General features: G+C 71.2%; 13 protein-coding genes. 9 read left to right on the plus strand and 4 right to left on the minus strand.

Features of this window, described 5'->3' with window-relative positions; translation table 11 throughout:
- Positions 1–5 precede the first annotated feature (5 nt).
- The gene (locus ITJ60_RS17240; protein WP_194648822.1) at positions 6–1,037 is read right to left on the minus strand and encodes a LacI family DNA-binding transcriptional regulator; all 1,032 of its coding nucleotides are present in this window, start codon (positions 1,035–1,037) and stop codon (positions 6–8) included.
- Between the two features lie 145 nt (positions 1,038–1,182).
- Here ITJ60_RS17240 and ITJ60_RS17245 point away from each other — a divergent pair, with 145 nt between their 5' ends.
- The 4 genes from ITJ60_RS17245 (at position 1,183) to ITJ60_RS17260 (ending at position 6,948) form a co-directional block, all read left to right on the plus strand.
- A complete protein-coding gene (locus ITJ60_RS17245; protein ID WP_194648823.1) occupies positions 1,183–2,481 on the plus strand; it encodes an ABC transporter substrate-binding protein in 1,299 nt (432 codons plus the stop codon).
- A gap of 2 nt (positions 2,482–2,483) precedes the next feature.
- The gene (locus tag ITJ60_RS17250) at positions 2,484–3,506 is read left to right on the plus strand and encodes a carbohydrate ABC transporter permease (RefSeq protein WP_123313216.1); all 1,023 of its coding nucleotides are present in this window, start codon (positions 2,484–2,486) and stop codon (positions 3,504–3,506) included.
- Positions 3,506–4,387, plus strand: coding sequence for a carbohydrate ABC transporter permease (locus ITJ60_RS17255; protein ID WP_123313217.1), 882 nt, complete (start codon positions 3,506–3,508; stop codon positions 4,385–4,387). The genes ITJ60_RS17250 and ITJ60_RS17255 overlap by 1 nt, the downstream gene beginning before the upstream one ends.
- Positions 4,388–4,494: 107 nt before the next feature.
- A complete protein-coding gene (locus ITJ60_RS17260) occupies positions 4,495–6,948 on the plus strand; it encodes a glycoside hydrolase family 3 N-terminal domain-containing protein (protein WP_194648892.1) in 2,454 nt (817 codons plus the stop codon).
- Positions 6,949–7,014: 66 nt separating this feature from the next.
- Here ITJ60_RS17260 and ITJ60_RS17265 read toward each other — a convergent pair whose 3' ends face one another.
- Positions 7,015–8,229, minus strand: coding sequence for an FAD-dependent monooxygenase (locus tag ITJ60_RS17265; RefSeq protein ID WP_194648824.1), 1,215 nt, complete (start codon positions 8,227–8,229; stop codon positions 7,015–7,017).
- Between the two features lie 38 nt (positions 8,230–8,267).
- On the opposite strand from ITJ60_RS17265, the gene ITJ60_RS17270 reads away from it, so the two are divergent.
- Positions 8,268–8,759: a MarR family winged helix-turn-helix transcriptional regulator gene (locus tag ITJ60_RS17270; protein WP_194648825.1), complete on the plus strand. Its 492-nt coding sequence runs from the start codon at positions 8,268–8,270 to the stop codon at positions 8,757–8,759.
- Between the two features lie 27 nt (positions 8,760–8,786).
- Here ITJ60_RS17270 and ITJ60_RS17275 read toward each other — a convergent pair whose 3' ends face one another.
- Positions 8,787–9,173 carry a VOC family protein gene (locus ITJ60_RS17275; RefSeq protein ID WP_194648826.1) on the minus strand — a complete coding sequence of 129 codons (387 nt, stop codon included), beginning with the start codon at positions 9,171–9,173 and terminating at the stop codon, positions 8,787–8,789.
- 19 nt (positions 9,174–9,192) lie between these two features.
- A complete protein-coding gene (locus ITJ60_RS17280) occupies positions 9,193–10,047 on the minus strand; it encodes a helix-turn-helix transcriptional regulator (protein ID WP_194648827.1) in 855 nt (284 codons plus the stop codon).
- 102 nt (positions 10,048–10,149) lie between these two features.
- Between ITJ60_RS17280 and ITJ60_RS17285 the strand changes: the two genes are divergently transcribed.
- From ITJ60_RS17285 to ITJ60_RS17300, 4 genes are all read left to right on the plus strand, one after another.
- On the plus strand, positions 10,150–11,007 hold the full coding sequence (locus ITJ60_RS17285; protein ID WP_194648828.1) for an aldo/keto reductase: 858 nt from the start codon (positions 10,150–10,152) through the stop codon (positions 11,005–11,007).
- Between the two features lie 5 nt (positions 11,008–11,012).
- A complete protein-coding gene (locus tag ITJ60_RS17290) occupies positions 11,013–11,690 on the plus strand; it encodes a flavodoxin (protein WP_194648829.1) in 678 nt (225 codons plus the stop codon).
- Positions 11,691–11,742: 52 nt separating this feature from the next.
- Positions 11,743–12,783, plus strand: a complete 1,041-nt coding sequence (locus tag ITJ60_RS17295; RefSeq protein ID WP_323749209.1) for a LacI family DNA-binding transcriptional regulator — start codon at positions 11,743–11,745, stop codon at positions 12,781–12,783.
- A 163-nt stretch (positions 12,784–12,946) separates the two neighbouring features.
- Complete coding sequence (locus ITJ60_RS17300; RefSeq protein WP_323749213.1) at positions 12,947–13,906, plus strand: Gfo/Idh/MocA family oxidoreductase; 960 nt, start codon at positions 12,947–12,949, stop codon at positions 13,904–13,906.
- The last annotated feature ends 12 nt before the right edge of the window (positions 13,907–13,918 follow it).

Consider the following 13,918-nt stretch of genomic DNA (forward strand, 5'->3'; position numbering starts at 1 on the left):
AGCGATCAGGCGCGCGGCGCGGGACCGGTGCTGGCGCGTACCCGCAGGGTGGTCGACAGGCGGACGTGGTCCGACGCGGCCTCGCCACGGAGCATCGTCAGCAGCATCTCGACCGCGCGGGACCCGAGTTCGGCCAGCGGCTGCGAGACGGTGGTGAGGGGTGGTGTCGTGATCGACGCCTGGGGGACGTCGTCGAACCCGACGACGGACAGGTCCTCCGGCACCCGCAGGCCGAGCTCTGCCGCGGCCCGCAGCACACCGACGGCCGACGAGTCGTTCGCGGCGAACACCGCGGTCGGTCGCTCGTCCATCGTGAGCAGGTCCCGCGCCACGGCCGCGGACTGCTCCTCTTGGTAGTCGCCGTCGCGGACGAGCCGCTCGTCGATCGTGAGTCCGGCGGCGGTCAGTGCGGAGCGGTACCCGGCCTCGCGCAGCTGGGCGGACGCCAGGTCGACTCGGCCGCGCAGGTGCGCGATCCGGGTGTGCCCGAGCGCGAGCAGGTGCTCGACGGCCTGGACGGCCCCGCCCTCGTTGTCGGCGTCGACCGTCGCGTGGCCCTCGGGTCCGGTGTGCGGGTCGATGGCGACGACGGGGATCGACGAGCTCGACAGGGCCGTGGTCGGGGTGACGACGATGGCGCCGTCGATGAGGGTGCCGGACAGACGTGACAGTGACCGGCGTTCCCAGCCCGGACGGTCGGCGCCGGTCATCAGGCCGGCGTAGGCGAGCAGCTCGTAGCCGGTGCCGGTCGTCGCGCTCGAGATGCCGCGCAGGAGCTCGGTCGAGAACGGCTCGAACTCGGGCACCAGGATGCCGACGACCCCGGTGCGGGAGCTCCGCAGGCTGCGGGCGACCAAGGACGTCTCGTAGCCGAGGTCGGCGACGACCTGCTGCACGCGGATCATCGTGGCCGCGGCGACGCCGTCGCGCTGGTTGATGACCTTCGACACGGTGGGGATCGAGACCCCCGCGACCCGTGCGACGTCGCCGATCGTCACCCGGCCGGCACCGGGACGCGCGCCGAGTGCCGAGTCCATGTGCTCACCGTACCGCTGATGGAGCGTCGAAACGGCGTAGAAAACGTTATCGATATCGATTGACAAGCGGCAGGAGCACCTGGCACGCTCTCCGCAGCGGCAGTGGATGTCGCTGCATGTCAACGACGACACGAGGAGTTCCACGATGACGAGGAAGATCCGTGCCGCGGCAGCCATCGCGCTGATCGGGGCGACAGCACTGGTGGCCACGGGCTGCTCGGCAGGCGGCAACGCGGCCGACGACGGCAACGGGAAGGTCACGATGACCTTCTGGCACAACTCCACCACCGGACCGGGCAAGGCCTACTGGGCCTCGACGGTCAAGGCGTTCGAGGCGAAGTACCCGAACGTCACCATCAAGACCCAGGCGATCCAGAACGAGGACCTGGACGGCAAGCTGCAGACCGCGCTCAACTCGGGCGACGGGCCGGACGTCTTCCTGCAGCGCGGTGGCGGCAAGATGGACGCGATGATCGCCGCCGGGCAGCTCATGGACATCTCCGACTCCATCAGCGCCGACGCGAAGAAGTCGATCAGCGCCGGGACGTTCGCGGGCTACGAGAAGGACGGCGCCACCTACGCCATGCCCGGCGCCGTGCTCCCCGAGGGCATCTGGTACTCGAAGGACCTGTTCCAGAAGGCCGGCATCGACGGCACCCCGACCACGATGGACGAGCTGAACGACGACATCGCGAAGCTCAAGGCCGCCGACATCGACCCCGTCGCCGTCGGTGCGAAGGACGCCTGGCCCGCCGCCCACTGGTACTACAACTTCGCGCTGCGCGAGTGCAGCCAGAAGACGCTCGAGGGCGCGGCGAAGTCGCTGAAGTTCGACAATGCCTGCTGGACGAAGGCCGGCGAGCAGCTCGAGGACTTCAACGCCACCGAGCCGTTCAACAACGGCTTCCTGACCACCGCTGCCCAGCAGGGTGCCGGCAGCTCCGCCGGTCTGCTGGCCAACCACAAGGCCGCCATGGAGCTCATGGGGGCGTGGGACCCGGGCGTGATCAGCTCGCTCACCCCGGACGGCAAGCCGTTGGCCGACCTCGGCTGGTTCCCGTTCCCGACCATCGACGGTGGCAAGGGTGACCCGAAGTCGATGATGGGCGGCGTCGACGGCAACTCCTGCTCGGCGAAGGCGCCGAAGAAGGCCTGCACGGACTTCCTCAACTTCATCGTGCAGAAGGACAACCAGGAGGCCTACTACACGGCGTTCCAGGCCATCCCGGTCAACCAGGAGGCCCAGTCGGTCGTCGACGCGGACTACCTCAAGTCGGCCCTCGCCGCCTACCAGGAGGCCCCGTTCGTCTCGCAGTACCTGGACACCCTGTACGGCCAGAACGTCGGCAACGCGCTGAACACCAGCGTCGTCGACCTGCTCGCCGGCAAGGGCAGCGCGAAGGACATCGTGGACACCACCAACCAGGCTGCGGCCAAGGGCTGACCATGACCCTCGACACCTCGCTCGGCACGACCCCGACCACCGGGTCGGACACGGCCGCGGGGACGTCCCCGGCGGGGAGCGGTACGCCGCTCCCCGCCGGACGGCGGTCCACGCGCCGCATCGCGGACTGGCGGAAGCGCGTCGAGATCGCGGTGCTCGCCGGCCCCGCGGTCATCGTCTTCGTCACCTTCGTGATCCTGCCCGTGGTGCTGGCCGCCTACTACGGGTTCTTCAAGTGGCAGGGCTACGGCCCGCCCACCGACTTCGTGGGGCTGCAGAACTACCTGATCATCTTCCAGGACAAGGCGTTCCACGCGGTCCTGATGCACAACGGCTTCATCGTCGTGCTGTCGCTCGTGCTGCAGGGGCCGATCGCCATCGTGCTCGCGCTCCTGCTCAACCAGAAGATGCACGGCCGCGGGCTCGTCCGCGTGCTCGTGTTCGTGCCGTACGTCATCTCCGAGGTGATCGTCGGCACCGGCTGGAGCCTGATGCTCCAGTCGAACGGCGCGGTGAACGACCTGCTCCAGGGCATGGGCCTCGGCGGGCTGCGGGCCGACTGGTTGTCCAACCCGGACATCGCCATCTGGACCCTGCTCGTGATCATCTCGTGGAAGTACATCGGCTTCGCGGTGATCCTGTTCCTGGCCGGCCTGCAGAGCATCCCCGAGGAGCTGTTCGAGGCGGCGGCCATCGACGGTGCCGGTTACTGGCAGATCCAGCGGCGGATCACCCTGCCGCTGCTCGGCCCCACCATCCGGATCTGGGCGTTCCTGTCGATCATCGGCTCACTGCAGCTGTTCGACCTCGTCTACATCATCTGGGGGCAGTACATCTCGTCGACCGCCGGCACCTCGACGATGGCGACGTACATGGTCGCCAACGGCCGCACGTCCGGCAACTTCGGCTTCGGCAGCGCCGTCGCCGTGGTCATGTTCGTGATCTCGCTCGCCGTCGCTCTGATCTACCAGCGCTTCGTGCTCCGCCGCGACACCGCGGGCGCACTCACCGAGAGGAAGAACTGATGGCCACCACGAGCATCGTCGCCCCCGGGCGGCGGGCCACTCGGGAGCGGCGTTCCAGCGCGGCCATCGGTCGCGCGAACCCGCTCACCTACCTGGTGGCGATCCTGTTCGTCGCCGCGAACCTCGCCCCGGTGCTGTACATCGTGCTGGGCGGCTTCCGGACGAACTCGCAGATCACCACGAGCCCGGCCGGGCTGCCAGCGCCGTTCGAGCTCGGCAACTACGGATCCGTGCTGTCCAGCGGGATCTTCTGGCAGCAGCTCGCGAACTCGACGATCAGCGCCGTGACCACCACCGCGGGCGTCGTCGTGCTCGGACTGATGGTGAGCTTCGTGCTCGCCCGGTACCGGTTCGCCGGCCGCGGTGCGCTGTACGCCCTGTTCGCCGCCGGTCTGATGTTCCCGATCACCGTCGCCATCACGCCGCTGTACCTGCTCGTGAAGGACCTCGGTCTGACGAACAGCCTGGCCGGCGTGATCCTGCCGCAGATCGCCTTCGCGCTGCCGACCACGGTCATCATCCTGGTGCCGTTCCTGCGGGCGATCCCGGACGAGCTCGAAGAGGCAGCGTCGATCGACGGCGCCAGCCGCCTCGGGTTCTTCTTCCGCATGGTCGTGCCGCTGTCGCTGCCGGGCGTCGTCACGGTCGGCATCCTGGCGTTCATCGCGAGCTGGAACAGCTACATCCTGCCGCTGTTCATCCTGAACAACGAGGGCAGCTACACACTGCCGCTCGGCGTGCAGGCGTTCTCGTCGCAGTACTCGGTCGACACGGCCAAGGTGCTCGCGTTCACGTCGATGTCGATGATCCCGGCACTGGTGTTCTTCACCATCTTCCAGCGCCGCATCGTCGGCGGCCTGACCGGGGCGGTGAAGGGGTGACGACGACGGACGCGACCCGGGACACCGGACGCCAGCCGCGCCTCCAGGCCGACCACGACGCACCCGACGCGACCGGACCCGACCGCGCCACCGCCCTGCTCGCCGCCATGAACCTTGACGAGAAGGCGGCGCAGCTCGTCGGCTACTGGCTCGACCAGACCGGCGTCGTCGCGCCCATGCAGGGTGAGATGGCGGCGGCCGCCGACGGCCGCACCCTGGCGGACATCACCCGCGACGGCATCGGCCAGTTCACCCGCGTCTACGGCACGCGACCGGTCGAACCCGACGACCGCGCGGCCTGGCTGTGGGCGGAACAGCGGCGTCTCAAGCGCGAGACCCGGCTCGGGATCCCCGCGCTCGTGCACGAGGAGTGCCTGACCGGGCTCGCCGCGTGGAAGGCCGCGACGTTCCCCACCCCGCTGGCGTGGGGTGCGGCCTTCGACCCGGAGCTGGTCGAGCAGGTCGGCGCCGCCATCGGCGCGTCGATGCGGCAGCTCGGCGTGCACCAGGGCCTGGCACCGGTCCTCGACGTGATCCGCGACCCGCGATGGGGGCGGGTCGACGAGTGCATCGGCGAGGACCCCTACCTGGTCGGCACCGTGGGGACCGCCTACGTGCGCGGCCTGCAGGCGGCCGGCGTCGACGCGACGCTCAAGCACTTCCTCGGGTACTCGGCCTCGCAGGCGGGGCGGAACCACGCACCCGTGCACGCCGGACCGCGCGAGGTCGCCGACGTGTACCTGCCGCCGTTCGTGATGGCCCTGCGCGACGGGGGCGCCCGGAGCGTCATGAACTCGTACGCCGAGATCGACGGCGTGCCCGTCGCGGCGAACGGTGAACTGCTGACCGGCCTGCTGCGTGACGAACTCGGCTTCGACGGCACCGTCGTCGCGGACTACTTCTCGGTCGCGTTCCTCGAGGTCATGCACGGCATCGCCGCCGATCGTGGCGAAGCGGCGGCACTGGCGCTCGAGGCGGGCATCGACGTCGAGCTGCCCACCGGGGACGCCTACCTCGCGCCGCTCGTCGAACGGGTCCGCTCGGGGCTGCTCGACGAGGCCCTGCTCGACCGCGCGGTCCTGCGGGTGCTGCGGCAGAAGGAGCGTCTGGGGCTGCTCGACCCGCAGGCGTTCGAGGACGAGCCACCCACCGGCATCGACCTGGACACCCCGCTGCACCGCTCGTTGGCGAAGCAGTTGGCGGCGCGGTCGTTGGTGCTGCTGTCGAACCACGATGTGGTCGCAGGCGCAGGCGCTGGCGCTGGCGCTGGCGCTGGTGCTGGCGCTGGGGCTGGGGCGCCTGCTGGCGCTGGCGCAGGCGTGCCGGCCGCCGCGCCCGTGCTGCCGCTGCGCGCCGGTGCGTCCATCGCCGTCATCGGCCCCAACGCCGACCGCGCCGAGGCCCTGCAAGGCTGCTACTCCTTCGCCAACCACGTGCTCGCGTCGCACCCCGACCTGCCGCTCGGCTTCGCCATCCCGACCGTGCGCGAGGCGCTGGTCGACGCCCTCGGCGACGATGCCGTGCGCTTCGCCGCGGGCTGCGCCGTCACCGGCTCCGACCGTGCCGGGTTCGCGGACGCCGTCGCCGTGGCCGCTGCCTCCGACGTCGCGGTCGTCGTCGTCGGCGACCAGGCCGGCCTGTTCGGCCGCGGCACCGTCGGCGAGGGGAACGACACCGAGTCGCTCGACCTGCCGGGCGTGCAACGCTCGCTCGTCGAGGCGGTCGTCGCCACCGGCACGCCGACCGTGATGGTGCTGCTCACAGGGCGGCCGTACGCCATCGCGTGGGCGCTCGACGGCGACGGCGACGGCGTCGTCGCCGCTGGCCCGGCCAGCGCGGGACGTCCGGCGGCCGTCGTGCAGGCGTTCTTCCCCGGCGAGGAGGGCGGCACCGCCATCGCCGAGCTGCTCACCGGCGCCGCATCGCCGTCCGGTCGCCTGCCCGTCTCGCTGCCGCGTGCCGCCGGCGCCCAGCCGTACACGTACCTGCACCCGCGGCTCGGGGGGCCCTCGGACGTCACCGCCGCCGACTCGACGCCGGTCCGCCCGTTCGGCTTCGGCCTCGGCTACACGACGTTCGCGTACGAGGAGCTGACGGTCGACGCGTCGGTGCCTTCCGACGGGTGGTTCGACGCCTCGGTGACCGTCCGGAACACGGGCGCACACGCGGGCGAGGACGTCGTCCAGCTCTACGGCCACGACGTGCACGGCAGCGTCACCCGACCCGAGGTCCAGCTGCTCGGCTACGCGCGAGTCGCGCTCGCCGCGGGGGAGTCCACCCGGGTCCGCTTCCGCGTTCCCGTCCAGCGGTTCGCGTTCACCGACCGGCGCATGCGCCGGGTCGTCGAACCCGGGGACGTGCAGGTCTGGGTCGCCTCCCACGCGGCGGCGTCACGACCGGGAGGCCCGGTGCCGGCAGGCGGGATCGTCGCGTCCGGTGGTGGGCCGGTCCGACACCCCGTCCCCGGCTCCGCGACGGAGCGCGCCTCGGTCATGGTGACCGGGCCGGTGCGCGAGGTCACGCTGGACGACCCGCGGATGGTCGAGTGGACGGTGGCCTGAACCGGGGCTGCGCCGACGGGGCGGGCCGTGCGGACGGATCAGGACGCACGGCCCGCCCCGGCAGCGCTACCGCGAACCCTGCTGCAGGGTCTCGGGCAGTGGCGGCAGGGGGCGATCGCTGTCGGCGACCCGGGTCAGCCGTGCTGCCAGTGGTCGGAAGAGCGCCGACAGCAGCACCTTGTCCGCCACACCCCGGGCGGCGAGCCCGAGCCGGGTCTGCGGGTACGCGAAGTGCACGATGCCCTTCGGGATGCCCTGGATCTTGTCGACCAGGGGGCGCATCCACGTGTCGAAGGCGTCGAGCGCGCGGTCGAGGTCCTCGTCCGCCGTGACCGATGCCGCCAGCACGTACCCGCTCGTCAGGGCGAGCGAAGCGCCACCGCCACCCATCGGTGTCACGCACCAGGCCGCATCGCCGATCACGCACACGCGGCCGCGGTGCCAGCGCGGCATCCGGATCTGGGTCAGCTCGTCCAGGTAGACGTCGTCCGAGCCGTCGAACCCGTCGAGCACGCGCTCGGTCTGCCAGCCGGCGTCGGCGTAGCGGGTCCGCAGTGTCGCCAGGGCCTCCGACCGCGAGCGGCCGACCAGGTCGTCGCCGCCGGCGTAGGCCAGGATCGCCCGCGTCGTGCCGTACGGGTCCGGGCGCAGGTGGACCTGACGCCCGCCGACGGCGTTGTACCAGCGCCAGCGGTCGTCGTCGGACGGCGTGCGCGGGATCGTCCCGAAGACCATGGTCACCCCGAGGTCCCGCTCGTCGACCTCGCCCTCCGCGGCGAAGAGCCTGTCGCGGGTCCGGGAGCGGACGCCCTCGGCGATGACCACGAGGTCGGCGTCGAGCACCCGTCCGGCGTCGGTGGTCACGGTCGCCCGGCGTCCGCCGGCCTGGTCGTCGACGTCCTGGATCGTCTCGCCGTAGACGATGCTGACGCCGTCGGGCAGATCGTCGAGGATCACCCGGGCGAAGTCGCCGCGCAGGACCTCGAGTTCGGCGGTGGCACCGTCCGGGCCGTCGGAGGGCAGCTCGGACCGGACGTTGCCGTCACGATCGACGATCACCGTCCCGGTCTCGGTCGTGTTGCGTGCGCGGACGGCGTCGACCAGGCCCATGCGCTCGAGCACCTCGCGAGCGACCCCGCGGACGTCGACGTTCTGCCCGCCGTCGCGGAAGGACGGCGCACGTTCGATCACCGTCACCTGCCACCCGACGTGGCGCAACCACCAGGCGGCGGACAGGCCTGCGATGCTGGCTCCGGAGATCACTGCGTGCTGTAAGGTCATGCTTCACAGTAAAGCAACTGCACAGTAAAGGAAGCTGGATGCCCGACATCGACCCCCTCACCACGGTGTGGTCCGACGACGAGGTGGCCGTCATGCACGCGCTGCGCGACTGGGCCGTCACCTTCGACGAACTCCAGCGCCACCTGTCGTCGTGGATCGGTCTGCCCGGTTCCGACGCGAACGCCCTCGGGCAGATCGTGTGGGCGGACCAGGCCGGCGAGCCACTCTCCCCGGCGCAGTTGGCCCGGCGGATCGGCATGACGTCGGGCGCCACGTCGGTACTGCTCGACCGCCTCGAAGGGGCCGGGCACGTCACCCGGCACCGCGAGAGCGCCGACCGACGGCGGGTCACCCTGCGGCCGACCGAGTCCGCGCGAGCCGAGAGCGGGCGGTTCCTCGCGTTCTCCGGTGCCGAGATCGCCGCCACGGTGCGGGACACCGATCCTGTGGAGACGCGGGTCGTCCTGGCGTTCCTGCGACGCATGACCGACGCCGCCGCGTCGGCGAACGGTCGCCTGCAGGCACGCTGAGGGAACCGACGGGCGGCGTCGCCGCGCTCAGTGCTCCTTGACGAGCGCCTCGACGTTGTTGCCGTCGGGGTCGCTCACGAACGCCGTGTAGGCGCGGTACTCGGGCCAGTACCGAGGCTCGTGGCGCGAGAGCCCGCCGGACGCGACGGCCGCCCGGTGGAACGCATCGACCTCGGTGCGGCTCGACGCCTCGAACGCCAGGTGCAGACCACGGGTCACCGTCGCCGTCGTGGGTGCGGTCTCGAGCGAGACGCTCGGGGTGTCCTGGCCGGTGGTCCAGTACTCGGCGACGGATTCGGTGCGGTAGCCCGCCTCGACCCCCAGTGGCGCGAGTGCTGCCGTGTAGAACGCCTCGCTCGCGGCGAAGTCGCTGGCGAAGACCCCGAGGTGGTGGATGAGGCGAGGACCGGGCACGGGAGTGACGGTACCCACGTCAGCTCGTTGCCGAGGTCGCCGACAGGCTGCCGAGCAGGGTGAGGCGTTCTCCGGTGGGCGACCCGGCTGTCGCCGTGCAGGCGTACATGGTCCACCCGGGACTGTCAGGCAGGTCGAACGCCTCGTACGTGAACTCGAGGTCGCCGACGTCGGGGTGGTGGATCCGCTTCGCACCGGTGCGGTGGAACCGCACGTCGTGGGCAGCCCAGCGGGCCCGGAACTCGTCGGACCGGGTCACGAGCTCCCCGATGAGTCCGGTGAGTTCCTTGTCGTGCGGGTGTTGTCCGGCAGTCTGTCGGAGCGTCGCGACGATGCTGTTCGCGCCCGCCACCCAGTCCGGGTAGAAGGTCCGGGCCGCAGGGTCGAGGAACGTGAAGCGTGCGTTGTTGCCCTGCGCGCCCGGGGCGTCGAGGACCGGTGCCAGGAGCGCCCGCCCGAGCGGGTTCGTCGCGACGATGTCCATCTGCCGGTTCCGCACCCACGTCGGTGTCCCGGTGACCGTGTCGAGGAAGCGTTGGAGGCTCGGACGCACGACCGGCTCCGGCGTGGTGGTCCGCCGACGGATCGGGGCCGGAGCCGCGCCGCGGGCGAGGTCGTGCAGGTGCTCGGTCTCGGCGTCGTCCAGTTGCAGCGCACGGGCGATCGCCTCGAGGATCTCGGTCGACACCCCGGAGAGGTTCCCGCGCTCGATCTTTGCGTAGTAGTCGATGCTCGTCCCCGCGAGCATCGCGACCTCCTCGCGACGGAGCCCGGGGACGCGTCGCCGACCGCCGCTGATGAGGCCGGCCTGCTCGGGCGTGATGCGAGCACGCCGGGTGCGGAGGAAGTCACTGACCTCGGCCTGGTTGTCCATGCCCCTCACCGTACGACGACGCGCTGTCGCGAAGGAGTGACTGCTGGTACACGGAAGAGCCCGCCCTCCCACGGACGCCGCCGCGGGAGTCTCATGGGAGTCATGGCGAAGACGACTCCCACAGTGACCCTCAACACCGGTACGACGATGCCGCAGCTCGGCTTCGGTGTGTACCAGATCCCCGCCGACGAGACCGAGCAGGCCGTCACCGCTGCGATCACGGCCGGCTACCGCCTGATCGACACCGCCGCCTCGTACGGCAACGAGGAAGCCGTCGGCCGTGGCATCGCCGCCAGCGGTGTGCCCCGCGAGGAGCTGTTCATCACCTCGAAGCTGTGGATCCAGCGCCGCGGCGAGGACGGCGCCCGTGATGCGATCACCACGTCGTTGCAGAAGCTCGGCCTGGACTACCTCGACCTGTACCTGATCCACCAGCCGTTCGGTGACTACTACGGCGAGTGGCGTGCCCTCGAAACGGCGCACCGAGACGGCCGGCTCCGCGCGATCGGCGTGTCCAACTTCGCCGCCGACCGACTCGTGGACCTGATCGCGTTCGCCGACGTCGTGCCCGCGGTGAACCAGATGGAGACGAACCCGTTCCACCAGCAGGCCGACTACCAGGAACTCTTGCGGGGCGAGGGCGTGCAGCTCGAGGCCTGGGCGCCGTTCGCCGAGGGCAAGAACGACCTGTTCGCCAACCCGGTCCTGTCCGAGATCGGTGCGGCGCACGACAAGTCGGTCGCGCAGGTCGTGCTCCGGTGGCTCGTGCAGCGCGGCGTCGTGGTCGTGTCGAAGTCCGTCAAGCCCGAGCGCATGCGGCAGAACCTCGACGTCGTCGACTTCGAGCTCACCGACGAGCAGATGGCGACGATCGCCGAGCTCGAGGCGGGTGAGTCGCAGTTCTTCTCCCACGTCGACCCCGACATGGTCCGCTGGCTCACCGGTCGCGCCGAAGCCTGATCTGCGTGCCCGGCCGGCAGTCCACCCGCCGCCAGGTGCTGCGGACCGCCACAGCGAGCACGCTCAGTGTCGCCGTGGGTGGGCTGTTGGCCGCGTGCACCACCGCGCCCACTCCGTCCACCACCCCGAGGAGCACCGTGTCCCCGACCGCGCGCGACGACCGCGTCCTGCTGGCGTACTTCTCCCGACCCGGCGAGAACTACTGGAACGGCGGCCGGCGCACCATCGACATCGGCAACACCGAGGTCCTCGCCCGTCTGATCGGTGACCGGATCGACTGCGACGTCGTCCGCATCGAGGCCGCCGACCCCTACTCCGACCGCTACGACGCCACCGTGGCGCGCAACAGCACGGAGCAGGACGACGACGCCCGTCCGGAGATCGCGAGCGAACTGCCCGATCTGCGCGCCTACGACACGGTGCTGCTCGGGAGCCCGATCTGGAACGTCCAGCCGCCCATGATCATGGCGACCTTCGTCGAGGCCGTCGACCTGTCCGGCAAGCGGCTGCTGCCGATCGTCACGTACGCGGTGAGCGGTCTGGGCTCCACCGAGTCCTTCTACCGCGACCTCGACACCGGGGCGACGCTCGGCGAGGGGCTCGCAGTGCGCGGCGAAGACGTCCGCGAGCGCGCTGCCGGAGACGACCTCGACCGGTGGTTGCGGAACGTCGGGCTCACCTGACCGTCACGGGCCGCCTGGTCGGCGCGTCCTTCGCACGTGCCAGACTGGCCGGGTGACGACGGGGACCGACGACCTGCCGGAGCGGCGCCCCACCGGTGGCCGCCTGCCGACGATGCGCGACGTCGCCGAGCACGTCGGGATGTCCCGGCAGCTCGTCTCGCTCGTGCTCCGCGGTGCGCCCGGTCCCAGCGCGGCGTCCCGCAACCGGATCCTCGCGGCGGCCGCTGAACTCGGCTACCGGCCGCACACCTCGGCCCGGCTGCTCCGCGAGGGCCGCACGCGGCTCATCGGCGCGGTCTTCAGCATGCGCAACCCGTTCCAGGTGCGGTTCGTCGAACGGCTCTTCGCGCGTGCGGCCGAGCAGGGCTTCGGCGTCGCCCTCGGGCCCGCCGGCGCCGAGCGCTCCACGGACCAGGTGGTGGCCGACCTGCTCGGCGAACGCGTCGAGGCCCTCGTCGTGTTCAACCCCGACCCCGACGCGACCGCGCTCGAGGAGGCGAGCCGTCTCGTGCCGGTCGTGCTCCTCGGTGAGTGGACGGATGCCCCGTACGCCGACAACGTGCACGTGGACGAGGTCGGTGGGCTCCGCGCGGCGGTCGAGCACCTGGTCGACCTGGGTCACCGCCGCATCGCGTACGTCGGTGGCGAGGACGGACTGGTCGGCCGCGATCGTGCGACCGCCTACCGCGACGCGATGCAGGGCGCCGGACTCGCAGCCGAGACCGACGTCGTCCCCAGCGGCTTCAGCGAAGAGGATGGCGCCGCAGCCGCCCGCACGCTCGTCGCCCGCGACGCCCTGCCCACCGCCGTGGTCTGTTGCGGTGACCAGTGCGCCACCGGCCTGCTCGCCGTCTTCGCGCAGCACGGGGTCGACGTGCCGGGGCGGGTGTCGGTGGTCGGCTTCGACGACAGCTACCTCGCGTCGCTCAGCTACCACCGCCTGACGTCGGTGCACCAGGACGTCGAGGCGACGGTCGAGGCGGCCCTCGCTGCGGTCCTCGACCGGACCTCGGGTGACGGTGGTGAGCGACGTCGGGTCGCGACACCGACCGGCCTCGTGGTGCGCGAGTCGACGGGTCCCGTCGCGCGCTGACCCGGAACGACATCGTGGTCGGCGCACGACGTCCACCATGTCGTTCCGCATCGCCCACACGTCGTTTTGGCTCGTGCTAACCTCGCCACCATGATCCCGAGCGCCCTGCCTGAACCCGACGTCTTCACCGCCGATTCCGGCGAGCCCGCCCCTGCGTTGGGGCATCGTCGGCCCCGGCTGGATCGCCGGTGAGTTCGCCGACGCGCTCGGTGCCCACACCGCCCAACGCGTCGTCGCGGTGGCCTCACGTTCGCTCGACCGGGCCGAACGGTTCGCCGCGGAACGGGGGATCGAGAACGCGCTCGGCAGCGTCGACGCACTGCTGGCACGGTCCGATGTCGACGTCGTGTACATCGCGACCCCGCAGAGCGACCACGCGCCGACCGCCCTCGCCGCGATCGCCGCCGGCAAGCACGTCCTGGTCGAGAAGCCCTTCACGGTGACCGCTGCCGAAGCCCGTGCGGTCGCCGATGCCGCCCGCGCAGCCGGCGTGTTCGTCATGGAGGCGATGTGGAGCCGCTACCTGCCGCAGGCCTCGGTGCTCCGCACCCTGCTGGCGGACGGTGCGCTCGGCGAGGTGCGCAGCGTGCTCGCCGATCACGGCCAGGCGATCCCGTTCGGCCCGGACCACCGGCTGTTCCGTCCGGAGCTCGGCGGGGGAGCGCTGCTCGACCTCGGCATCTACACCGTGCAGTTCGCCTCGATGGTGCTCGGGTCCCCGGACCGCGTCACGGCACGGGGCCGGATGACCGAGTCCGGCGTCGACGCCTCCGGCTCACTCGTCCTCGGACACGGCGCCGCCCAGGCCGTCCTGCACACGACCATCGCCGCGCGGACGCCGACGACCGCGTCGATCGCCGGCACCGAGGGCACGATCGACTTCGCCGGACCGTTCTACAACCCGACGACCTTCACGATCTCGGCAGCAGCACACGGTTCGCCCGCCCTGCACTGGCAGGACCCGACACCCCTGCGGGGCTTTGCCGCCCTGGCCTGGGAAGCCACCGCCCTGGCACGCTTCGTCGGCGAGGGGCGGACGGAGTCCCCGTTCCACACCCTCGACGAGACGATCTCGATCCTCGAGACCATCGACACCGCCCGCGCGCAGATCGCCGCGGGTTGAGCAGGAGACGAC

The organism is Curtobacterium sp. VKM Ac-2884 (assembly GCF_015350945.1).
Classification (GTDB): Bacteria; Actinomycetota; Actinomycetes; order Actinomycetales; family Microbacteriaceae; genus Curtobacterium.